Genomic DNA, 19,283 nt, shown 5'->3' with positions numbered 1-19,283 from the left:
CCGATTGACGATCAATAATTTTCCTAACGGGAACACAAGATCAGGCAGCGAGACAGCCGCACGCCGGACAACTCGATCCGGCGGCACACGAACGGGAGGTCGAACATGGAAGGCGATGCATTGGCGCACCGGCCGGAAGGCGCTGGCCTGAGGCGCCCAGGCGACGACGGCCGCGTGATCGCGCTGGACCAGGCCGGCAAGGGCAATTACGCGCGCCGGCGCGGCCGGCTGGTCGAAGCGCTGTGGTTCGTGCTAGAGGCCGCGCTCATCAACAACAAGCTGGTGCCGTTTTCCGCACTGCGTGTAGGGCTGCTGCGGATGTTCGGCGCGCACATCGGCCGCGGCTGCCGGCTGATGCATCCGATCCGCGTCAAATACCCCTGGAACCTGGAAGTCGGCGATGCCTGCTGGTTCGGCGTCGATGTCTGGCTGTACAACCAGGACCGCATCCGTATCGGCTCGCACGTCTGCATCTCGCAGGGCAGCTTCCTCACCACCGGGTCGCACGCGGTCGACAGCAACATGGACCTGCAGGTCGCGCCGATCGTGATCGAAGACGGCGCGTGGGTCACCTCGCGCTGCATCGTGCAGAAGGGCGTCACCATCGGGCGCTCCGCGGTGGTCACGCCGATGTCGGTGGTGCACCGCTCGCTCGCACCCGGAGGCATCTACGGTGGCAATCCTTGCCGCTTTATCCGCAACCGGTTCGACGGCACCAGCCCCGGACACAACGCACCCAACGCAGGCAACGCGCCCTGAGGAGACTGTCATGCGCGATCTGGCACAGACGATCAGCGCCGAACGCGGCCGTTCGATCGAACTCGACTTCGTGCGCGGCGTGGCGATCATCATGGTGATGGGGATGCATTTCCACACCGTCACCACTGGCTACCCGCTGCTGGCCGTGATCGAATACCCGTTCAAGCAATACGGCCGCGAAGGCGTGAACCTGTTCTTCACGCTCAGCGGCTTCCTCGTCGGCGGCCTGCTGCTGCGGCAGTACGCGCAGGGCGGGCAGGTCGATGCGGGCCGCTTCATCATCCGGCGCATCTTCAAGATCTGGCCGGCGTACTACGCGCTGATCCTGTTCCACGTGCTGGTGGGCCGCCACCCGCCCGGCACCTTCCTGTACCAGAACCTGACGCACCTGCAGAACTACCTGGGCTCGTCGATCGCGCAGACCTGGAGCCTGGCGGTGGAAGAACACTTCTACCTGCTGCTGCCCGCGCTGCTGCTGTTCCTGGGCCGCTGGCGCGCCAGGGCGCGCGCCATCCTGTGGACGCTGGGCGCGCTATGCGCCGCGGTGCTGGCGGCACGCTGCGCGGTGGTGGCGGCGGGCGACCTGCACGCGGCCGCGTTCTACACCCAGTACCGCATCGACAGCCTGCTGATCGGCGTGATGCTGGCCACGGTCTACTGGATGCTGCCCGATGTGTACCGGCGCCTGGCGCGCAACATGCCGCTGCTGCTGGCGCTGGTATTGGGCCTGGTGGCGTGGCTGGGCTGGTTGCAGAAGGCGCTGGGCGCCGAGGAAAGCGTGGGCTACACGGTCCAGGCCATCGGCTTTGTCGCGCTGATCGTGCTGGTGCTGGAGTACTCCGCCGCACTGAGCAATGCGCGCCTTTATCGTGCGGTGGCATGGACCGGCGTCTACTCGTACGGCATCTACCTGTGGCACTCGCTGGCGCTGGCGCCGGGTGACTTCTTTATCCGCAAGGCCCTGGCCTTTGGCGTGCCGGTGCCGCTGGTGTGGGTCGCGGCGCTGGTGCTGCAGTTCGGGCTGGCGGCCGGGATCGGCTTCCTGACCACGCGCGCGATCGAGTTTCCCTGCCTGCGGCTGCGCGACGCGCTGTTCCCGTCGCGGCAGCGCCGCGTGACGGATGCCGATGCCGGCGCGGTGGAAGGCGCTGCAGCGCTGCCTGGCAAGCGGCCGGCTGCCTGAGCGCATGACGGTATCGACTGGGGCAGAGATGGCGCCGGGCCCGACATCGTTGCGTGCCGGCCGGCGCTGGGGTCGGCTACTGCGGTACGTAGCCTTCAGGAGCGGTCGTGCGCGACTGGATCACGGCCGCATTGACGGACACCACGTAGATCGGCGTTCCGGTCAGTTGCAGGTTGACCGCGCCGTTGGTGTAAGGCACCGAGATGGGGTTGCCCATCATGTCGAGCACAGAGACCTGGCCGCTGGTGCCCGGCGCATCGACCTGCAGGCTGTACGGAATGCCGAAGGTGGTGCTGAAGCCCGCCGCCGCGTTCCAGCTCGCATTGCTGTGCGCCCACAGTGCGGTCACGACCTTGCCGCCGCCCAGCCGTTGGAACGCATAGCCATAGGCGCCGGCGGGCAGGTCCGTCAGGGGCCCCAGGGTATTGGTGCCATCGATCAGGCGCGTCATCGCCGCCACCGCCATGGCCGCCGGCTTGGGGCTGATCTGCGCCGGCCCGTAGCCGCCATGCGCGTTCTCCAGGTCGAAGAACAGGCCGTAGCCGGCCTGGCCCCCGGCCTCGGGCGTGTCGCTGGCATAGAACACAAAGGTCACGTCGGCGCCCTCACCCAGCAGGATCAGGTGCGTGCGCGCCACCACCGCGCCATGCCCGTACAGCACGTTGGGCGTGGGATAGGCCAGACCATAGCTGGTGCCGATGTCGTAGCTGATGCCGGTCTCGGTGACAAACAACCGGGCACCGCGCTTGAGCTGGCTGGCGACCGCGTGGCGCAGCTCACGCATCGAGGCCGGCAGCGCGTTGGCGGCCGCCGCGGCGTCGCTGTCGCCCACCAGCCGTTCCGGCGGATGCGACGGCGAGGTGCCGATGTCATAGTAGCCATGCACGCTGACGCCGTCCAGGTAAGGCGCCAGTCCCTGCGGTACCAGCCGGTTCAGCCATTTGCTGTTCTCGCGCACCATCGCATTGGTGATGCCCATTACCACCGCTGACGGATCGGTGCCGTGGATGCCCTGCCACGTCGCCCGGTACATCGCCACCAGGTTGGCATCCGTATCCAGCCAGGGCAGGCCGCCGGCATAGTCGGGCTCCCAGGTCACCTGGTAATAGTTGGCCGCCTGCGCCGGGAAGTACTGCTTGCGGATCCGGTCCGACTCCTGGCCGACGCGCCCCATGTAGTTCTGGTAGTCGGCCAGCGACTTGGGCGCATAGCTGTGGGTGGCGGCACCGGTGGGGCTGGCCCACGCCGGGATGCCGTCGAGCTGGATCAGGCGCATCAGGTCGCCGGGCTTGAAGAACGGCGCGAGCTGGTCCGCCTCCGCCGAGAAGGTATTCGGGCCGTTCGGCTCCATCTTGTACCAGTTGCGGTTGTCATTGACCCAGCTCAGCCCCAGCGTGGTGTAGAGCGGTCGGTAGCCGTCGCCGGTGCAGCAGGCCTGGCCCGGCAGCAGGTAGGCCGCGCCCTGCCCGCCGAAACGGCGCAGGTCCTGGCGTGCAAAGGTGGCCGCCGGCAGTACCGGTGACATGTCAGGCAGTACGCCAAAGGTCGCGATGCCGTCCGGGCGCGTGCCACGCGCGCGCAGCCCTGACGGCGCCGAGCCCAGGCTGGCCGAGATGGCGAAATAGCCGGCCAGCGCCGACATGCAGTCCAGCGTGGTGGTACGCGCCCCGGCCGCGGCCGGGAAGCTGCCCTGCGCGCGCACCGTGCCCCAGGTGTCCGCGATCTGCCAGTTCACGACGACGTCGGCACCAGTGCGGGTGGTGATGCGAAGCTGGAAGGCCGCGCCCGCCGCCGCCATGCGGGTACCGTCGCCGCCAGCAAAGTCGGCCTCGATGGCATCGCCCGCACCGCCGGCTGCCACGCTGGTGCCAGGCTTGTTGCAGCTGAGCACCGCGCGCGTGGGACTGCCGGCACTGGGCGTGGGCGCTGCCGGCTCGGCGGCGGTGTTTGCATACCAGCAGCCCTTGGCGGCGCCGGGGGCAGGATCGCCGAACACGCCGTTGTTGCAGCCCACGCCGTCGGAGAAGGTCTTAGTAACGTACTGGGTCGTGGTGCCGTACTTGACCACGCGCGTGCCGTTAAAGCTGCAGAAGCTGTTCTCGTTGCCGCACGCGACCCAGCTGTTGTCCGCCGCAGACGTCGCGCCGGCGTCGTACCAGCAACTCTTGGCCGCGCCCGGCGCAGGGTCGCCGAAGACGCCGTTGTCACAGGGCGTGCCGCCGGTAAAGGACTTGATCACATACTGGGTCTCGGTGCCGTACTTGACCTGGTGGGTGCCGCTGAATACGCAGGTCTTGTTCTCGGTCGCGCACAGGGTCCAGGCGTCCGAGGCCTCGACGGCCAGGCGCGCGCCGCCGCCCCCGTCGCCACCGCCGCTGCCGCAGCCGGACAGCGCAAACAGCAGGGAACACCACAGGCACAGGCTGGCGAAAACGGTGCGCAGGCACGGTACGGCCGCCGCGCTTGCCTTGGGGCTGGAACAGATCGTCATGGCTTCTCCATCGTTGGTCCCTGAGGTTGGTCCCTGAGGTTGGTCCCTGAGTCGGTGCGTGGCGGGTGCGTGCGGCAGCAGCACCGCCGCGGGCTGGCGGCGATGGATGCCGGCATGGTCCGGGATGCCGCCTTGGCACCGGCGAGGTGTGCCGGGGTCCACCGGACAGGGAGTGGTGGCGCGGGCGCGGGTCGGCGGCGTGCACGACCGCCGCTCCGGCACTGTCCGGCCGGTTTCGGAAGCTTAGGCAGGGCCTGCCGGATCAATCGGCCAAAACCCTACCTCCAGCCGACGAGTGCGACTAACGCGCCGAAGCCGATGAGCGCAGCGCGCCCACCAATGCGGCCCGGACCGCAAAGCGCCGCGGCGCCAATGGCGGCGGTGGCCGAAATTGGCGAACTGTTGGCAAAACGCCACCCGCCGCGCGCCATACGCTGCAAGTACCGGTTGCGCTGCACGCCCCATAGCGGCACCGCCGGACCCCAGCGTTCCAACCAAAGACAGGACAACGTCATGCTCAAGGTCAAGAAAGCCGTGTTCCCGGTGGCCGGTCTCGGCACGCGATTCCTACCGGCCACCAAGGCCAGCCCGAAAGAGATGCTGACGGTGGTGGACAAGCCGCTGATCCAGTACGCCGTGGAAGAAGCAGTCGCGGCCGGCATCACCGAGCTGATCTTTGTCACCGGGCGCAGCAAGCGCGCCATCGAAGATCATTTCGACAAATCGTGCGAGATCGAGGCCGAACTGATGGCGCGCGGCAAGCAGCAACTGCTCGACGTGGTGCGCAACATCAAGCCGTCGCATGTCGACTGCTTCTACGTGCGCCAGGCCGAGCCGCTGGGGCTGGGCCATGCCGTGCGCTGCGCCAGCAAGCTGGTCGGCGGCGAACCGTTCGCGGTGATCCTGGCCGACGACCTGCTCGATGCACCCACGCCGGTGCTGAGCCAGATGATCCGCGTGTTCGACCACTACCACAGCTCGGTGGTGGGCGTGGAAGAGATCGCGCCGGAAGACTCGCGCGCCTATGGCGTGGTCGCCGGCAAGCCTTGGGACGAGCGCCTGATGAAGATGTCCGGCATCGTCGAGAAGCCGGCGCCGGAGAACGCACCCTCGCGGCTCGGCGTGGTCGGCCGCTATGTGTTCACACCGCGCATCCTCGACTACCTGCAGACCCTCACCCCTGGCGCCGGCGGCGAACTGCAGCTGACCGATGCGATCCAGGTGCTGCTTGCCGAGGAACAGGTGCTGGCCTACCGCTATCACGGCCGCCGCTTCGACTGCGGGAGCAAGCTGGGCTACCTGATGGCGACGGTGGAGTTCGCGCTTCGCCACTCCGAGGTGGGCGAGCCCTTCCAGCAATATCTGCGCACCGAGCACGCGCTGGCGCTGCCGGCACTCCTGGCCACGCTGCCGGCGTCTGACGGCGCCGCCGCTGCGCAACCTGAGCCCGAATCAGCGCGCGCCAAAGCGTCGATGGCCAATGATGCGCTGGCTGCCGCGGATGCCTAGTGTGCCTGGCAGCCGGGCCCCCGCCGGCTGCCGCGGCGTGCAAGGCATTTGGCCCGCGCCTTTTGCGCGGGCTTTTTCTTGGTTAGCGGAAGTAGGCCCGCGTGTTCTCGTGCAGGTCGTCGTTGCGGAGGATCTCGACAGGCGTCATCCAGCGGTACGCGTTGTGCTGCTCCTGCGGCGCGGCGAGCGCCATGCTGGGCACCTGCACCTCATACGCCAGCACCACATAGTGCGTGCCGATGCCCGGCGCGCCGGCAAAGTTGTCCGGATAAAAATGCTCGAAGGCGCCCAGCATACGCGCCGCTCGCCGCCGCAGGTCGAGACCCAGCTCGTCGGCCGCGATGCGCTGGAAGGCGTCGTCCAGAGGCTCGTCCTTGCGGATACGGCCTCCCGGCACGAACCACGTGCCCTGTGCCGGCCGGTTCTTGCGCCGGCCCAACAGGATGCGCCCGCCCGGTTCGGAGACCACCAGGTCGATGGCCACCAGCGGCGCGGCGTGTATCACGTAAAGGAAGTCGTCCTGGCTCAGCATGGCAGAGGTGTCAGCGGGTCTGGTCATCGCCACAGTGTAAGGCACTGCCTGCGGGCATCTACCCGGCGCGAGACGCCGAAACCCTTCCCACGGCCGCCTGAATTCGCGCCACGCGAGCACCGCATGGACATTGCTATGTAATGCGCCTCGTTCACCAGTCGTAGAACAAAGGAAAGTTCGTTCTACGAGTTCGCGCCGTCGGCGCGGACGACAAGATCCGCTTTGCCTCCGCCAAATCGGATGCAGCCTTCCGTGTCTTCTTTGCCTGCGCCAGCTTTCCGTCGACGTAGTCTGCGATGGGATCCGCCTCGACTCGCCCACGCGACCGCTTCTTGTCTTCCTTCTCCTGATTGATTTGCTGGCGTAGTTTCAGGTTGTGCCGTATCACGCCCCAGCCCCCTTGCGCCTCCAAGAGCCCCAACTCAACGCCGTCAGGTTGAAACGCACGGACACAGCGAAGATCATCGGCATTCAGATAGATAGGCAGGCTCTTGCCGATCAGATCCGTGCTGCAGGCGAGGACGCTGCTTGTGTAGCGCACGCCATACAAATTGATGTGCGGTCGAACGCCCCGGTCGAGGTATGCGCGCACTGTGCAACGCCTGGCCGATTGCATCAGGCACAGCGTGCAGCGCCGATGTTCGGGCAGCCATGTCACCAACTGTTCCTTGCCCCGAATAAAATACTCCATCGCCTCAAGTGGCGTGACATTGTTCTTTATTTCTGGAACGACCCGGACGGAAGCCGTTACCGCGCTAGTTACTTCGACATGTACCCAGGTGTGTGGCGTCAAGGCGATTGGATACGTTTCACTTCCTACGGCAGTTCATGCTGCTGGGCGCCGAGCTAGGCAAGGTCGCCAACCCGGACACCATGCGAAATCCGCGCAGCCTGGACTTCTTTATCGAGTACGCGAAGACGCTCGAAAACGCTTCATTTATCACCGACCATGGTGGCGGCACAAGATAGCTTTCAATGGTGAGTCCCTGTCGCGCCCGTTCCCGGCTCGGCGAAGATCGCTACCGGCCGTGTTGAACTGGCCGGTGCGGTCCTGCAAATCCCGCACCGGCGCTGTGCGCAGCGCAAGAAGCGAAACCCGGACCCCTCGCCTGATCCAGGAATCGCTTCTACGCCACGGCAGTCGAGCCTGCCGGTTGCGCCCGCCGCGCCAGCAAATCCAGCGCCACATCCACGATCATGTCCTCCTGCCCTCCCACCATCCTGCGCTTGCCCAATTCGACCAGGATATCGACCGTCCCCAGCCCATACCGCGCCGCAGCGGTCTCCGCATGCCGCAGGAAGCTGGAATACACCCCGGCGTAGCCCAGCGCCAGCGTTTCGCGATCCACGCGTACCGGGCGGTCCTGCAGCGGACGGACGATATCGTCCGCCGCATCCATCAGCGTATAGAGATCGCAGGCATGGTTCCAGCCAAGCCGCTCGGCCGCAGCGATGAACACTTCCAGCGGCGCGTTGCCGGCACCGGCGCCCATCCCGGCAAGGCTGGCGTCCACGCGATCGCAGCCCTCCTCCACCGCGACGATGGAATTGGCCACGCCCAGGCTGAGGTTGTGGTGGGCGTGCATGCCGGTGGCCGTCTCGGGCCTGAGCACGTCCTTGAACGCGCGGAAGCGGTCGCGCACGTCCTGCATGCTGAGCGCGCCGCCCGAGTCGACCACATACACGCACTGCGCGCCGTAGCTCTCCATCAGCTTGGCCTGCTGCGCCAGCGCCGCGGGCGGGGTCATGTGGCTCATCATCAGGAAGCCGACGGTATCCATGCCCAGCTCGCGCGCGTATTCGATATGCTGGCGCGAAACGTCGGCCTCGGTGCAGTGGGTGGCCACGCGCACCACGCGAGCGCCCGCATCGTAGGCGGCCCGCAGGTCGTGCACGGTGCCGACGCCAGGCAGGAGCAGCGTGGCGACGCGCGCATGGCGCACGGTCTCGGCGACGGCGGCGATCCATTCCAGGTCGGTGTGGGCGCCAAAGCCATAGTTGAAGCTGGAGCCGGACAAGCCGTCGCCATGCGCCACTTCAATGGAATCCACGCGGGCGGCATCGAGCGCCGCGGCGATGCGGCGTACCTGGTCCAGGCTGTACTGGTGGCGGATGGCGTGGCTGCCGTCGCGCAGCGTCACATCGGAGATATAGAGCTTCTTTGCGGAGTTTGCGGTCATATCAGGCTCCCTGCGTTCGGTGCGTGGTGCGGTCTTCATGCGGCCAGCCGGGTTTCGGCGAGGCGCTCGGCACAGGCCAGCGCCGCGCTGGTCATGATGTCGAGGTTACCGGCATAGGCCGGCAGGTAGTGGGCGGCGCCCTCCACCTCGAGGAAGATCGAGGTCTTGAGACCGCTCATCGGCCCCAGGCCGGGGATGTTCAGCGGCGCGGACGGGTCGATGCGCTCGAACTGCACGCGCTGCTTGAGCCGGTAGCCGGGCACATAGGCCTGTACGGCCTGCGCCATCGCTTCGACGCTGGCTTCGATCCCGGCGGGATCGGCATCCTCGGACAGCGTGAAGACGGTATCGCGCATCATCAGCGGCGGCTCGGCCGGGTTGAGCACGATGATGGCCTTGCCGCGCGCGGCGCCGCCCACCGAGCACAGCGCCTGGCTGGTGGTCTCGGTGAACTCGTCGATATTGGCGCGCGTCCCCGGCCCCGCCGACTTGCTGGAAATCGATGCCACGATCTCGGCGTAGTGCACCTTCGCCACGCGCGACACCGCCGCCACCATCGGGATGGTGGCCTGGCCGCCGCACGTCACCATGTTGATATTGGGCGCAGCCAGGTGCTGGTCGAGGTTGACCACCGGCACCACATGCGGACCGATCGAGGCCGGCGTGAGATCGATCACCCGCACCCCATGCTGCTGCAGCACGCGGTTGTGGTGCGCGTGGGCGCCGGCGGAGGTGGCGTCGAAGGCGATGCGGATGTCGCCAAAGCCCGGCATGCCGGCCAGCCCTTCAATGCCCCCTGCCGTGGTCGGCACCCCCAGGCGCGCCGCGCGGGCCAGACCGTCTGAAGCCGGATCAATGCCGACCATGGCCCCCATCTCCAGGTTCCGTCCGTGCCGCATCACCTTGATCATCAGGTCGGTGCCGATATTGCCGGAGCCGATGATGGCCACCTTGTGCCGGGCGCTTGCTTTCATGTCCATGTCGCTGTCCTTGTCGTGGTTGTCTTGCCGCGTCAGCGGCCCAGTTCCCTGGCCGTCTTGCCGCCGATGCCGAACTGCGTCTTCGGCACTTCGGTGATCAGCACGCGCACGGTTTCCACCGGCGCGCCGACCGCTTCCACCGCGGCATCGGTCAGCGCGCGGATCAGGCGCGCCTTCTGTTCTTCGGTACGGCCTTCGATCAGGAAAACCTGCATGATTGGCATGGTGTGTCTCCCGGGTCCGCTCAGAGGAAGCGCATCGACACGGTGCCGAGGTGCTGGTACCTGACGGTGATGTTGTCGCCGGCCGCTACCGCAATCGCCTCGGTCACGCCGCCGGTCATGATGAAAGTGCCGGCCGGCAGCTCGCGCCCGCGTGCGCCAAGCATGTTGGCCAGCATCGCAACGCTGTTGGCCGGATGGCCCAGCACTGCCGCGCCCGCGGCGGTGGCAACCACCTCGCCGTTCTTCTCCAGCACCACGCCGAGGTTCTTCAGGTCGAGTCCTTGCGCGCTGCGATGGCTGCCGCCGACGACAAAGCGGGCCGACGAGGTGTTGTCGGCAATCACGCTCTTCAGGTCGAAGCGGAAGTTCTCGTAGCGCGAGTCGATCACCTCTACCGCCGGCACGACGAAGTCGGTCGCGGCCAGCACATCGCCGATATGGCAGCCCGGCCCCTTCAGCGGCGCCTTCAGCACAAAGGCGATCTCGGCCTCGATCTTGGGATGGATCAGCGTGCCGGTATCGATGGCGGCGCCATCCATGCACGCGCCGTAGTCGGTCAGGAAGCCGTACACCGGTTCGCTCACGCCCATCTGGCGCATCTTGGCGAACGAGGTCAGGCCCATCTTGAGGCCGGCGATGCGGGTGCCGCGTCCTTCCTTGCGCGCGCGGATGGCGTCCTGGATCGCATAGGCGTCGTCCCAGTCCATGTCGGGGTGGTCATCGGTGATCTTGGGTACCGCCTCGCGCTGCAGCTCGGCGTTCTCCAGCAACTCGGCAAGGCTGGCGATGGTCTCTTGGGTCAGGTTCATGGCTTGTCCTGCACGGATAATCGATAAAAGGTGATCAGACGAAGCGCACGCCGGCCGAGCCGATGTCGCCCAGGCTGATGCGCAGCTGGTCGCCGGCGGCCACCGGCACCATCGCGGCCAGCGAGCCGGACAGGATCACTTCGCCGCGCTTCAGGCCGATGCCCAGCCTTCCCAGCGTGTTGGCCAGCCATGCGACCGCGTTGACGGGATGCCCCAGTGCGGCGGCGCCGGCACCGGTGGCGACGATCTCGCCGTTTTTCTCCAGCGTCATGCCGACGGTCCCCAGGTCCACGCTGCGCGCATCGACCGCGGCGTCGCCCAGCACGAAGACGCCGGAGGACGCGTTGTCAGCCACCGTGTCCTGGATGCGGATCTTCCAGTCGCGGATGCGCGAGTCGACGATCTCGAAGCACGGCAGCACATAGGCGGTCGCGCGCAGCACGTCGGCATTGGTCACCCCCGGGCCTTCGAGGTCGTCCTTCAGCACGAAGGCGATCTCGCCCTCGGCCTTGGGTGCGATCAGCGTGTCGGCGGCGATGGCGGCACCGTCCGGGTAGACCATGCCGGACAGCAGGTGGCCAAAGTCAGGCTGGCGCACGTTGAGCATGTCCATCACCACCCGGCTGGTGACGCCGATCTTCTTGCCGACCACGCGCTCGCCGGCGTCGAGCCGGTGCTGCACCATGGCCAGCTGGATACGGTAGGCGTCGTCGATGGTCAGGTCGGGCCAGGAGTCGGTCAGCGGCGCCAGCGGGTGCCGGGTGGCAAGCGCCTGGTGCAGGCTGGCGCCGATTTCGCGGATCAGTTCGCTATGCATGATGGGACTCACAGTTTGACGCAGACGTTGCGCAGTTCGGTGTAGAACTCCAGCGAATGGACGCCGCCTTCGCGGCCGATGCCGGACTGCCTGGCGCCGCCGAAGGCCGTGCGCAGGTCGCGCAGGAACCAGGCATTGATCCAGCAGATGCCGACCTCCAGCGCGCTGCCCATGCGGTGCGCGGTGCCAAGGTCGCTGGTCCAGACGGTGGCCGCCAGGCCGTATGGGGTATCGTTGGCCAGTTCAATGACTTCTTCTTCAGTGTCGAACGGGGCGATATGGCAGCACGGCCCGAAGATTTCTTCGCGGATCACTGCCGCGCTCTCCGGCAGGCCGGTCCAGATGGTCGGCTGCACCCAGGCGCCTTCGGCGAGCACGCCCGGCATCTGCGGCACGCCGCCGCCGGTCACGACCGTGGCGCCGGCTTCGGCGGCCTTGCGATAGTAGGACAGCACCTTGTCGCGATGCTCGTGCGAGACCAGCGGGCCCATGTTGACGCCATCGTCGGTCGGCCGCCCGAGCTTCAGGCCTTCGGCCTTCGCCTTCAGCGCGGCGACAAAGCGCTCGAAGATCGGGCGCTGCACGTAGACACGCTCCGTCCCAAGGCAGACCTGTCCGCTGTTCTCGAATGCCGAGCGCGTGATGCCGGCCACGGCCTTGTCGAAATCCGCATCGGCAAACACGATGCCGGCGTTCTTGCCGCCCAGTTCGAACGACACCGGCCGCACGCCATTGGCGGCTGCCTTCATGATGGCCTCGCCGGTGCGGGTCTCGCCCGTGAAGGTGATGCCGTTGACTTGCGGGTGGCCGGTCAGGAAGGCGCCGGCAGAGTCCGGCCCGAAGCCGTGTACGACGTTGTAGACGCCCGGCGGCACGCCGGCCTCGTTCATCACCTCGCCCAGCAGCGTGGCGGTGGCGGGCGTTTCCTCTGACGGCTTGACTACCACGGTATTGCCGCATGCCAGCGCCGGCCCGACCTTCCATGTCATCAGCAGCAGCGGCAGGTTCCACGGGCACACCACGCCGATCACGCCGCGCGGGCTGCGCACCGCGTAGTTGATGGCCTTGCCGCCGTCCGGCGTGTCCATGGCGAAGCTCTCGGTCGGCACGTTCCGGATCAGGTCGGCAAAGACCTTGAAATTGGCCGCGCCGCGCGGGATGTCGATATGGCTGGCGAGGACGTAGGGCTTGCCGGTGTCGGCGATCTCGGCCTGCACGAACTCGTCGAAGCGGCGGTTGATGCCGTCGGCGACGGCGTGCAGCAGCTCCACGCGCTGCGCCACCGTCATGCGGCCCCACGGGCCATGCAAGGCGTTGCGCGCGGCCTGCACGGCGGCATCGACTTCGGCCTGGCCGGCTTCGTGCACGTGGCCGATCAGGGTGTTGTCGGCGGGGTTGCGGTTCTCGAAGGTGCGTGCGGTGCCGACCCACTCGCCATTGATGAAGTTCTTGAAGTCTTTCATGTTGGTTCTCTTGTGTGGAAGTGTCCCCTCTCCCGCTTGCGGGGAGAGGGGAGCAAACCAAGGGCTCCGTTCAGGTCAGCACATTCAGGAACGCCTCGTTCAGCTTGCGGTCGTGATAGAAGATCGCCCTGCCCAACTCGTTGTCCGTCCACGTTATCGTCGGCTTGTCCGGATAGTGGATATAGCCACCGGAGAACACCTCGTTGCGGTTCCCTGAAGGATCGAAGAAATAAATCGTCGCCCCGCGCGTAATGCCGTGACGGGTCGGCCCGATATCGAGCGACACATCCTTCTTGGAGATGATGTCAGCCGCCTTCAGCACCTCGCTCCAGTTGTCGAGCAGGAACGACGCATGGTGGAAGCGGTTCTTCTCCGGATGGCGGATAAAGGCGATGTCGTGCGCCTTGTTCGAGCACGTCAGGAAGGCGCCGATCAGCATCTCGCCATCCGGGCCAGCCACCACCTGCTCGGCCATCGAGAAGCCCAGCACCTCGCGGAACAGCTTGACCGTGCCGTCGACATCGTCGCCATACAGCAGGCAGTGGTCAAAGCGGCTGGGTGCCATGCCGCGCAGGTCGTCCGGCCAGGGGTCCGGGTTCAGGTCGCCGGTCTTGCAGCCGGGCTTGTCCTTCTCGGCGAACAGCTCGATGGCGTGGCCGGTGGGGATGGTGAAGCGGAAACGCACGCCGGTGTGCGGATGCTCGCCCGCGGCGATCCACTGGTAGGCCGTTGCCAGCCCGGATTGCTCGACCTCCTGCGCCAGACGCTCCAGCGTGCGGCCGCTGTCGACGCGGAAGCCCATGTAGTCCATGCCCGGGCTGTCGGCCTCGCGCAGCACCACGCTGTGGTGGTCGTGCTCGTCCCACGCCTTCAGGAACACCCGGCCCTGTTCGTCGCGGGCGGTCTCGATCAGGCCGAGTACCTCGGTGTAGTGCTTCACCGCCGGCTCCAGCTCCAGCACGCGCAGGGCCACGTGCCCCGGGCGCAATACGCCTGTCAATGCCATGTCTGGCTCCTTGTGTGTGTCTTTACTGCGTGGTCATGCGGGTTCATGCTTGCGCGCGCCTGGCCGCGTACCGCTCCAGGCAGCGCTGCAGCAGCGCCACCGGGCGCAGCCGGATATCGCTGTCGGGATAGGTCTTGCACGCCAGCACCAGCCCGTCGCGCTGTTCCGCTTCGGACAGGCAGGCCCGGCTCATCTTCCCCACGTGGTAGTGCCCGGCCTCAATGCGTACCTTGCACACGCCGCAGCCGCCACCGCGGCAGCCGGCGGGAATGCCACGCTGGCCCAGCACTTCCATGGCCCGCAACAGGTTCTGCTCCGGCGCGCAGGCGTAGCGCTGCCCGCTGCCGGCGATCTCGACGGTATGCATGCATGGCCTCCTTGCTCAGATCTTGAACAGCGGACTGCGCGCACTGTTCTGCGCGTCACCGGCCGACAGGAACTTCTCGGTATGGATGTCCGCCTCGAACAGGCGCCCCTGCATCAGCGTGCGGATGCAGGCCTCGATCATCGGCGGCGGGCCGCACAGGTAGGCCTTGTGGCCGCGGAAGTCGGCGCTGCCGTCCTGCGCGTAGAGCTGGTGCAGCACGTCGTGCACGTAGCCGCGCGCGCCGTTCCAGCCGCTGTCGGCGGGTTCGTCCGACAGCGCCGGCACGTAGCGGAAGTTGGGATGGGCCTGCGCCAGCGCGTGGAACTCGTCGTCGTAATACAGCTCGCCGCGGTTGCGCGCGCCCTGGACCAGCGTGATCGGCAGCGTTTCACCGGCGGCCAGCAGGTCCAGGATCATCGCGCGCGGGCTGGACAGGCCCGAGCCGCCCGCCAGGAACAGCATCGGCACCTGCGCCGACTTGCGCACGAAGAAGCGCCCGTACGGGGCGGAGAAGCGCAGCTTGTTGCCCACCGCCAGCTGTTCGTGCAGCCAGGCGGTGGCTGGGCCGCCTTCCACGCGACGCACGTGCAGTTCCACCAGCTCTTCGCCCGGCCGGTTGGCCAGCGAGAACGCGCGCGGCTGGTCGCAGCCGGGCACCATCAGGTTCAGGTACTGCCCGGCCTGGAACGCGGCGCGCTTGCCGTCCCTGGGCTTGAGCCAGATGCCGAGGATGGTCGGCGTGAGCGCACGCGTCTCCACCACCTCCGCGCAATAGTCGTCCAGCGGCAGGCCCTCGGCGTCGGCGTCTTCCTCGATATCGGCTTCGATCACCAGGTCTGACTGCGCGGTGGCGCAGCAGGCCAGGCACTGGCCGTTGTCGCGCTCGAAGTCCATCAGCGCGAAGCTGGAGGCCTCGCCCTGGTCGACCTCGCCGTCCACCACCTGCACCTTGCAGGTAGCGCACAGGCCGTGGCAGCAGGCGTGCGGCAGCCACACGCCGTTGCGCAGGCAGGCGTCCAGCACGGTCTGCCCCGGCGCGATGGGGATGGTCTGGCCGATCGGTTCAATCGTCAGCGAATACATCTCGGTCTCCTTCCGGTGTTGCGCGCTGCGCTGCGCTCAGCTGCGGCTTCCGCCGATGCCGTCAAGGCCCGGCGTGCGGAAGCGGATCACGGTCTTGTGGCCCAGGCCGTTCTCTTCCAGCGAGCGGTCCAGGTCGGGCTGCCAGGGCTGGCCGCCGCGCAGCCACTCCACCTTTTGCCAGTCGATGCGGGCAAAGTCCGGGTGATAGCCGTAGACGCCGGGGAGCACGTCCTCCACCACCGCGCGCAGCGGCATCGACGGCGGGAACGGGAAGCAGTGCGGCGCGCAGAACAGCAGGTGGCCGTCCCAGCCGATGTAGAGCAGGCGGTTGCCGTGGAACACGGATTCGCGGTCGGCCGCCTCGAATGCATAGTCGCCGATGGATACGACTGGCATGGTTGTCTCCTTGTCTCTCTGATGGCCTGCGCGTCAGGCGGCAGGGGTGATGCCCTTCCAGGCGTTCCAGTTGCGCTGGTCCTGCGAACCCTCGAAGTCGAGGTTGTCCGCGCCGGGATTCAGGCGGTACCACTTGAGCACGTCGTCCAGCGAGGCGCCGCCGCAGTTGCCCTGGTAGATCTGGTGCACCGGCAGCCACGCCTGCGCGTACTTGGCGGGCTCGACGTCGAAGATGTCCTTGCAGCCGTCCGAGCAGAAATGGAACTTCATGCCGTGGTAGCTGCTTTCGCGATAGCAGGTCTGGGTGGGGTCGTCCGGCTCGGAGAACACCATCGGGATCTGGCAGGTCTGGCACAGCATCGGCAGCGTGGCGTTGTAGAAGCGCTCGCCGGCCTGCTGGCGCTCCTGCCAGTGGTCCAGCCGCGGCTTGTAGTAGCGATCGAAGGTCTGCGGGTACTTCTCGGCCAGCCACGCCATCTCGTCTTCCTTCGGCACCCAGGTATGGAAGCCGGCCGCGGCGGCGTAGTTGTAGAAGGTGCCCCAGGCTTCGTGCGTAATGCGGTCCTTGGTCTTGGTGGCCACGTCGTGGTACTTGGGCATGCGCAGGCCGTAACGCTCCAGGTCCTTGAACAGCGCACCGCCGGCCTGCTCAAAATACATCTCCCACGCCTCGCCCCACGACATCACGCGCTTGGGCAGCATGTAGTCCATCATCATCCCGACCAGCGTCAGCAGGCGGAAGCCGCGCCAGAACCACTTGTCCAGCCACTTCTGCAGGATGGGGATATTGCCGGGGTCCTGCTCGCACAGGAACTTGACCACTTCCAGCCCGAGCGTCATGTGGCGCGACTCATCCGATTGCGCGGAGAAGCCGAAAGTCACGGTCGCCATGTCGCCGTTGTAGGCCGCACCGGACATGAACGGCATGAACAGCAGGTTGGTCAGCACGTATTCGAACGAGAACGAGATCGCCGTGATGAACTCGAACGGCCCGGCGCTCATTGCGTCTTCGAAGTACGACTTGGGCACGGACAGGTACCAGACCCGGTCATGCATATGGCGCCATTCGCCAAAGCCGTGGAAATACTTGTTATAGACCGACAGCGTATGCAGCTGGGTCTGGGCGTGGCGCAGCTCGTCGATCGACTGCATCTGCGCCGCCACGCGCGCGCCGACGCCGCGGAAGTGCCGGCCCAGGTGCGCGTAGCCGCGGTGCGCGGCATATTCCAGCGGCGTCACGCCGGTCAGGAACAGCCGCAGCGCGTTCAGGTAGCGCGGGTCGGACACGTTCAGGTGGCCGTTGTTCTGCACGAACGAGTCGATGATCGCGTACAGCTTGCGCTCCTTCTCCGACTGGTATTTCCAGTACGCATCCATGGTCATGCGGAACGGGTCTTCCCATTTGTCCCAGTCGTGGATGCGGATGCCTTCGTACTTGTCGAAGGGAAAGACCTTGTCCATCGGCTCATAGGTGGTTTCCCAGGACAGGTCCCGCGTCATCGAGGCGTACTTCTCGCGCAGGTTGAGCTTCTTGCGTGCGTCCATGATGTCTCCGTAGTGTTCTGTGGCGCCGCCGGATCAGGCGTTCCAGCGCAGGGTGAAGGCGTCTTCGTCCTCGTCGATGTTCCCGCACAGCGAGATCAGGTTCAGGTGGATCTCTTGCAGGTCCCAGTCGCGGCCGAGCTTGTCGGCGACGCGCTCGCGCACGATGGTCAGGTGGCCGGGGGCGTCGATCTTGACCATGGCCGGGAACTGCGAGACCACCGCGTGCGGGTTGGCTTCAGTGATGGCGTCGATGATCGGGCGGGTGTCGTCGTTGTTCTGCAGGGCGATGTAGACGTTGGCTTGCATGGCGTGTCTCCGGATGGCGGGCTGGTCAGGCGGCAAGGCCGAGCTTGCGCAGCCGGACTTCAAACTGTTCGCGGCACAGCGCGACCATCTGCGCGCCGTCTTCGCTGGTCAGCACGCTGGCAACGGGCACCAGCGCCTCGGCCACTTCCGCCGTGGCGGCACGCGCCCAGCCGGACAGCAGCACGCGGTTAGCCTCGGACTCGGCGGCGGCCGCCTGGATCACCGCATCGACCCAGCGCGCGTGCTCGTCGCGCCAGTCGTTCATGAACTCGGTCAGCACGGCCAGGCCGGTGCCACAGGCGCGCACGATCGCCGCATCGGCGTGCTGGTAGATGAGCGGGTAGAGCAGCCCGTCGAGCACCAGGTTCTGGGCGACGAAGGTCTCGAACCAGTCATCGATCACGAAGCTGTGCTCGACAAAGCGGCGCAGCGGCTGCCAGGCAGCGCCCTCCAGCCACGCCACCTTGGCGCGCTCCAGCGCCACGCCGGTATTGCCGTCAAGCAGCATGCCGATGCGCGACAGGTACTGTGCAATGCCAAGGCGGTCCATCGCGCAGTAGGTACAGGCCTGCGTGATCGCCGTGCCCCAGCCGTAGTCGGCGCAGTAAAAATTGTTCATGTTGGCGCCCCACTCCACATGGCGCAGCGGCAGCAGCCCCGCGGCCAGGCGCTCCTGCCATTCAGCCGGCAGCGCCTGCAGCAGGCCGCGCTTCTCGACAAAGGCAAAGTTCTTCTCGGCGGCATCCTGCTGGCGCCCGCGCGTGGTCACGTAAGCGCCGTAGTAGTACTGGCGCGGGTCCTTCAGCGCGTACCAATCCTGCATGACGACCGCGGTGCGGCGCTTGTCGTACAGCTCGAAGCCGGGGTCCCAGGTCGGGCGGTAGTGGAAATTCACCTCCGACTGCACGTCATAGGTCGCCTCCTGGTAGCGCGACGCCGGCTTGTCGCCGAAACGGCGCGCAACGTGGCCGTAGGTCTGGCGCAGCGGCTGGATCTGCTGGGTCTTGATATCGACTTGCATCGCTTGGTCTCCTGTGTCCTTCTCTTGTGATGCGGTGGCTTTTGATGCGGCGGCTTGCGTTGGGCGGGCTCAGTCCCCGGATTCCTGGGACGCGTCTGCCAGCGGCGGCAGGAAGCGCACGCGGTTGACGCAGCAGAAGGCTTCAAACATCGGCTGGGGCATGATCAGTTCGACGTTGAGCTCGGGGTCGGCCACGCTGAAGGCGAACTGCACGAACCCCTCGGGCGTGCGGCCCTCCACCCGCACGTAGCGGGGCGTGGCTTCGAACAGGGGTACCGACGACGGGGTGTTCATGGCGCGCTCCTTTGCCTGGCTGGTTGCAGCCCTTATTGCGAAGAGCGTGCCAGCGGGCGCAAAGCGCGATGGGACAAGGGTTGCGGGGAAGCGGCGGGGCTCGGTGTCGGCGTTAACCCGGAAGGCGGCGGGCCGGCGGCGTCGATGATTTGATGAAGCTGCGCGCGGGGCTTGATCAAATGATCAAAAGCCGCGCCGGGCGGGCGTTTGCGGGTAGCCGGGGCGGCGCTGCGCGAGTGTCCCGCGACGCAACAGCAAGGCGTGCCGGCGAGGATGCAGGGGCTTGATCTGGCAAGGGAAACTGGCTGGCGCGTTGCA

At 66.8% G+C, this 19,283-nt stretch carries 20 protein-coding genes and 1 pseudogene; 4 read left to right on the top strand and 17 right to left on the bottom strand.

Annotation, left to right across the window (positions count from 1 at the left end; genetic code table 11):
- The first annotated feature begins 105 nt into the window (after window positions 1–105).
- Both ABNX08_RS08180 and ABNX08_RS08175 read left to right on the top strand, forming a co-directional pair.
- Window positions 106–759 carry a putative colanic acid biosynthesis acetyltransferase gene (locus ABNX08_RS08180; protein WP_022534701.1) on the top strand — a complete coding sequence of 218 codons (654 nt, stop codon included), beginning with the start codon at window positions 106–108 and terminating at the stop codon, window positions 757–759.
- Between the two features lie 10 nt (window positions 760–769).
- Window positions 770–1,942 (top strand): acyltransferase, encoded by a 1,173-nt coding sequence (locus tag ABNX08_RS08175; protein ID WP_022534700.1) that lies wholly within the window; start codon window positions 770–772, stop codon window positions 1,940–1,942.
- 76 nt (window positions 1,943–2,018) lie between these two features.
- On the opposite strand, the gene ABNX08_RS08170 is transcribed toward ABNX08_RS08175, so the two are convergent.
- Window positions 2,019–4,433, bottom strand: coding sequence for a hypothetical protein (locus ABNX08_RS08170; protein ID WP_022534699.1), 2,415 nt, complete (start codon window positions 4,431–4,433; stop codon window positions 2,019–2,021).
- Between the two features lie 513 nt (window positions 4,434–4,946).
- Between ABNX08_RS08170 and galU the strand changes: the two genes are divergently transcribed.
- Window positions 4,947–5,942 carry a UTP--glucose-1-phosphate uridylyltransferase GalU gene (gene galU / locus ABNX08_RS08165; RefSeq protein ID WP_022534698.1) on the top strand — a complete coding sequence of 332 codons (996 nt, stop codon included), beginning with the start codon at window positions 4,947–4,949 and terminating at the stop codon, window positions 5,940–5,942.
- An 82-nt stretch (window positions 5,943–6,024) separates the two neighbouring features.
- Here galU and ABNX08_RS08160 read toward each other — a convergent pair whose 3' ends face one another.
- A complete protein-coding gene (locus ABNX08_RS08160; protein WP_022534697.1) occupies window positions 6,025–6,474 on the bottom strand; it encodes a GDP-mannose mannosyl hydrolase in 450 nt (149 codons plus the stop codon).
- Between the two features lie 187 nt (window positions 6,475–6,661).
- Window positions 6,662–7,189: pseudogene (locus ABNX08_RS08155) on the bottom strand (integrase); the annotation flags it as partial.
- A gap of 83 nt (window positions 7,190–7,272) precedes the next feature.
- Here ABNX08_RS08155 and ABNX08_RS08150 point away from each other — a divergent pair.
- Window positions 7,273–7,443 (top strand): hypothetical protein, encoded by a 171-nt coding sequence (locus ABNX08_RS08150; RefSeq protein WP_349604729.1) that lies wholly within the window; start codon window positions 7,273–7,275, stop codon window positions 7,441–7,443.
- Window positions 7,444–7,601: 158 nt separating this feature from the next.
- On the opposite strand, the gene dmpG is transcribed toward ABNX08_RS08150, so the two are convergent.
- The 14 genes from dmpG to ABNX08_RS08080 form a co-directional block, all read right to left on the bottom strand.
- Window positions 7,602–8,654 (bottom strand): 4-hydroxy-2-oxovalerate aldolase, encoded by a 1,053-nt coding sequence (gene dmpG, locus ABNX08_RS08145; protein WP_022534694.1) that lies wholly within the window; start codon window positions 8,652–8,654, stop codon window positions 7,602–7,604.
- Between the two features lie 35 nt (window positions 8,655–8,689).
- Window positions 8,690–9,634: an acetaldehyde dehydrogenase (acetylating) gene (locus tag ABNX08_RS08140; RefSeq protein ID WP_022534693.1), complete on the bottom strand. Its 945-nt coding sequence runs from the start codon at window positions 9,632–9,634 to the stop codon at window positions 8,690–8,692.
- 32 nt (window positions 9,635–9,666) lie between these two features.
- On the bottom strand, window positions 9,667–9,858 hold the full coding sequence (locus tag ABNX08_RS08135; protein ID WP_022534692.1) for a 2-hydroxymuconate tautomerase: 192 nt from the start codon (window positions 9,856–9,858) through the stop codon (window positions 9,667–9,669).
- Between the two features lie 20 nt (window positions 9,859–9,878).
- The gene (gene dmpH, locus ABNX08_RS08130) at window positions 9,879–10,667 is read right to left on the bottom strand and encodes a 2-oxo-3-hexenedioate decarboxylase (protein ID WP_349604535.1); all 789 of its coding nucleotides are present in this window, start codon (window positions 10,665–10,667) and stop codon (window positions 9,879–9,881) included.
- Between the two features lie 34 nt (window positions 10,668–10,701).
- A complete protein-coding gene (gene dmpE, locus ABNX08_RS08125; protein ID WP_041681356.1) occupies window positions 10,702–11,484 on the bottom strand; it encodes a 2-oxopent-4-enoate hydratase in 783 nt (260 codons plus the stop codon).
- Between the two features lie 8 nt (window positions 11,485–11,492).
- Entirely contained in the window at window positions 11,493–12,947 is a 1,455-nt protein-coding gene (locus tag ABNX08_RS08120) for a 2-hydroxymuconic semialdehyde dehydrogenase (RefSeq protein ID WP_022534689.1), read from the bottom strand.
- Window positions 12,948–13,017: 70 nt separating this feature from the next.
- Window positions 13,018–13,953, bottom strand: coding sequence for a catechol 2,3-dioxygenase (locus tag ABNX08_RS08115; RefSeq protein ID WP_022534688.1), 936 nt, complete (start codon window positions 13,951–13,953; stop codon window positions 13,018–13,020).
- Between the two features lie 43 nt (window positions 13,954–13,996).
- Complete coding sequence (locus tag ABNX08_RS08110) at window positions 13,997–14,320, bottom strand: 2Fe-2S iron-sulfur cluster binding domain-containing protein (RefSeq protein WP_022534687.1); 324 nt, start codon at window positions 14,318–14,320, stop codon at window positions 13,997–13,999.
- 15 nt (window positions 14,321–14,335) lie between these two features.
- Entirely contained in the window at window positions 14,336–15,403 is a 1,068-nt protein-coding gene (locus tag ABNX08_RS08105) for an NADH:ubiquinone reductase (Na(+)-transporting) subunit F (RefSeq protein WP_022534686.1), read from the bottom strand.
- Window positions 15,404–15,439: 36 nt separating this feature from the next.
- Window positions 15,440–15,799: a phenol hydroxylase subunit P4 gene (locus tag ABNX08_RS08100; protein WP_022534685.1), complete on the bottom strand. Its 360-nt coding sequence runs from the start codon at window positions 15,797–15,799 to the stop codon at window positions 15,440–15,442.
- 33 nt (window positions 15,800–15,832) lie between these two features.
- Window positions 15,833–17,344: an aromatic/alkene/methane monooxygenase hydroxylase/oxygenase subunit alpha gene (locus ABNX08_RS08095; RefSeq protein WP_022534684.1), complete on the bottom strand. Its 1,512-nt coding sequence runs from the start codon at window positions 17,342–17,344 to the stop codon at window positions 15,833–15,835.
- A gap of 33 nt (window positions 17,345–17,377) precedes the next feature.
- Entirely contained in the window at window positions 17,378–17,650 is a 273-nt protein-coding gene (locus ABNX08_RS08090) for an MmoB/DmpM family protein (RefSeq protein WP_022534683.1), read from the bottom strand.
- A gap of 25 nt (window positions 17,651–17,675) precedes the next feature.
- The gene (locus tag ABNX08_RS08085; RefSeq protein ID WP_022534682.1) at window positions 17,676–18,671 is read right to left on the bottom strand and encodes an aromatic/alkene monooxygenase hydroxylase subunit beta; all 996 of its coding nucleotides are present in this window, start codon (window positions 18,669–18,671) and stop codon (window positions 17,676–17,678) included.
- Between the two features lie 69 nt (window positions 18,672–18,740).
- The gene (locus ABNX08_RS08080; RefSeq protein WP_022534681.1) at window positions 18,741–18,965 is read right to left on the bottom strand and encodes a phenol hydroxylase subunit; all 225 of its coding nucleotides are present in this window, start codon (window positions 18,963–18,965) and stop codon (window positions 18,741–18,743) included.
- Window positions 18,966–19,283: the final 318 nt, after the last annotated feature.

This window comes from Cupriavidus sp. DF5525 (assembly GCF_040149425.2).
Classification (GTDB): domain Bacteria; phylum Pseudomonadota; class Gammaproteobacteria; order Burkholderiales; family Burkholderiaceae; genus Cupriavidus; species Cupriavidus pickettii_A.
This window is presented reverse-complemented; position numbering and strand designations above follow the sequence as displayed.

What these genes read in the sequence shown, in the direction of transcription:
- ABNX08_RS08180 (WP_022534701.1), top strand. Translation starts at nt 106, where the DNA reads ATGGAAGGCGATGCATTGGCGCACCGGCCGGAAGGCGCTGGCCTGAGG.
- ABNX08_RS08175 (WP_022534700.1), top strand. Translation starts at nt 770, where the DNA reads ATGCGCGATCTGGCACAGACGATCAGCGCCGAACGCGGCCGTTCGATC.
- ABNX08_RS08170 (WP_022534699.1), bottom strand. Translation starts at nt 4,433, where the DNA reads ATGACGATCTGTTCCAGCCCCAAGGCAAGCGCGGCGGCCGTACCGTGC.
- galU (WP_022534698.1), top strand. Translation starts at nt 4,947, where the DNA reads ATGCTCAAGGTCAAGAAAGCCGTGTTCCCGGTGGCCGGTCTCGGCACG.
- ABNX08_RS08160 (WP_022534697.1), bottom strand. Translation starts at nt 6,474, where the DNA reads ATGCTGAGCCAGGACGACTTCCTTTACGTGATACACGCCGCGCCGCTG.
- dmpG (WP_022534694.1), bottom strand. Translation starts at nt 8,654, where the DNA reads ATGACCGCAAACTCCGCAAAGAAGCTCTATATCTCCGATGTGACGCTG.
- ABNX08_RS08140 (WP_022534693.1), bottom strand. Translation starts at nt 9,634, where the DNA reads ATGGACATGAAAGCAAGCGCCCGGCACAAGGTGGCCATCATCGGCTCC.
- ABNX08_RS08135 (WP_022534692.1), bottom strand. Translation starts at nt 9,858, where the DNA reads ATGCCAATCATGCAGGTTTTCCTGATCGAAGGCCGTACCGAAGAACAG.
- dmpH (WP_349604535.1), bottom strand. Translation starts at nt 10,667, where the DNA reads ATGAACCTGACCCAAGAGACCATCGCCAGCCTTGCCGAGTTGCTGGAG.
- dmpE (WP_041681356.1), bottom strand. Translation starts at nt 11,484, where the DNA reads ATGCATAGCGAACTGATCCGCGAAATCGGCGCCAGCCTGCACCAGGCG.
- ABNX08_RS08120 (WP_022534689.1), bottom strand. Translation starts at nt 12,947, where the DNA reads ATGAAAGACTTCAAGAACTTCATCAATGGCGAGTGGGTCGGCACCGCA.
- ABNX08_RS08115 (WP_022534688.1), bottom strand. Translation starts at nt 13,953, where the DNA reads ATGGCATTGACAGGCGTATTGCGCCCGGGGCACGTGGCCCTGCGCGTG.
- ABNX08_RS08110 (WP_022534687.1), bottom strand. Translation starts at nt 14,320, where the DNA reads ATGCATACCGTCGAGATCGCCGGCAGCGGGCAGCGCTACGCCTGCGCG.
- ABNX08_RS08105 (WP_022534686.1), bottom strand. Translation starts at nt 15,403, where the DNA reads ATGTATTCGCTGACGATTGAACCGATCGGCCAGACCATCCCCATCGCG.
- ABNX08_RS08100 (WP_022534685.1), bottom strand. Translation starts at nt 15,799, where the DNA reads ATGCCAGTCGTATCCATCGGCGACTATGCATTCGAGGCGGCCGACCGC.
- ABNX08_RS08095 (WP_022534684.1), bottom strand. Translation starts at nt 17,344, where the DNA reads ATGGACGCACGCAAGAAGCTCAACCTGCGCGAGAAGTACGCCTCGATG.
- ABNX08_RS08090 (WP_022534683.1), bottom strand. Translation starts at nt 17,650, where the DNA reads ATGCAAGCCAACGTCTACATCGCCCTGCAGAACAACGACGACACCCGC.
- ABNX08_RS08085 (WP_022534682.1), bottom strand. Translation starts at nt 18,671, where the DNA reads ATGCAAGTCGATATCAAGACCCAGCAGATCCAGCCGCTGCGCCAGACC.
- ABNX08_RS08080 (WP_022534681.1), bottom strand. Translation starts at nt 18,965, where the DNA reads ATGAACACCCCGTCGTCGGTACCCCTGTTCGAAGCCACGCCCCGCTAC.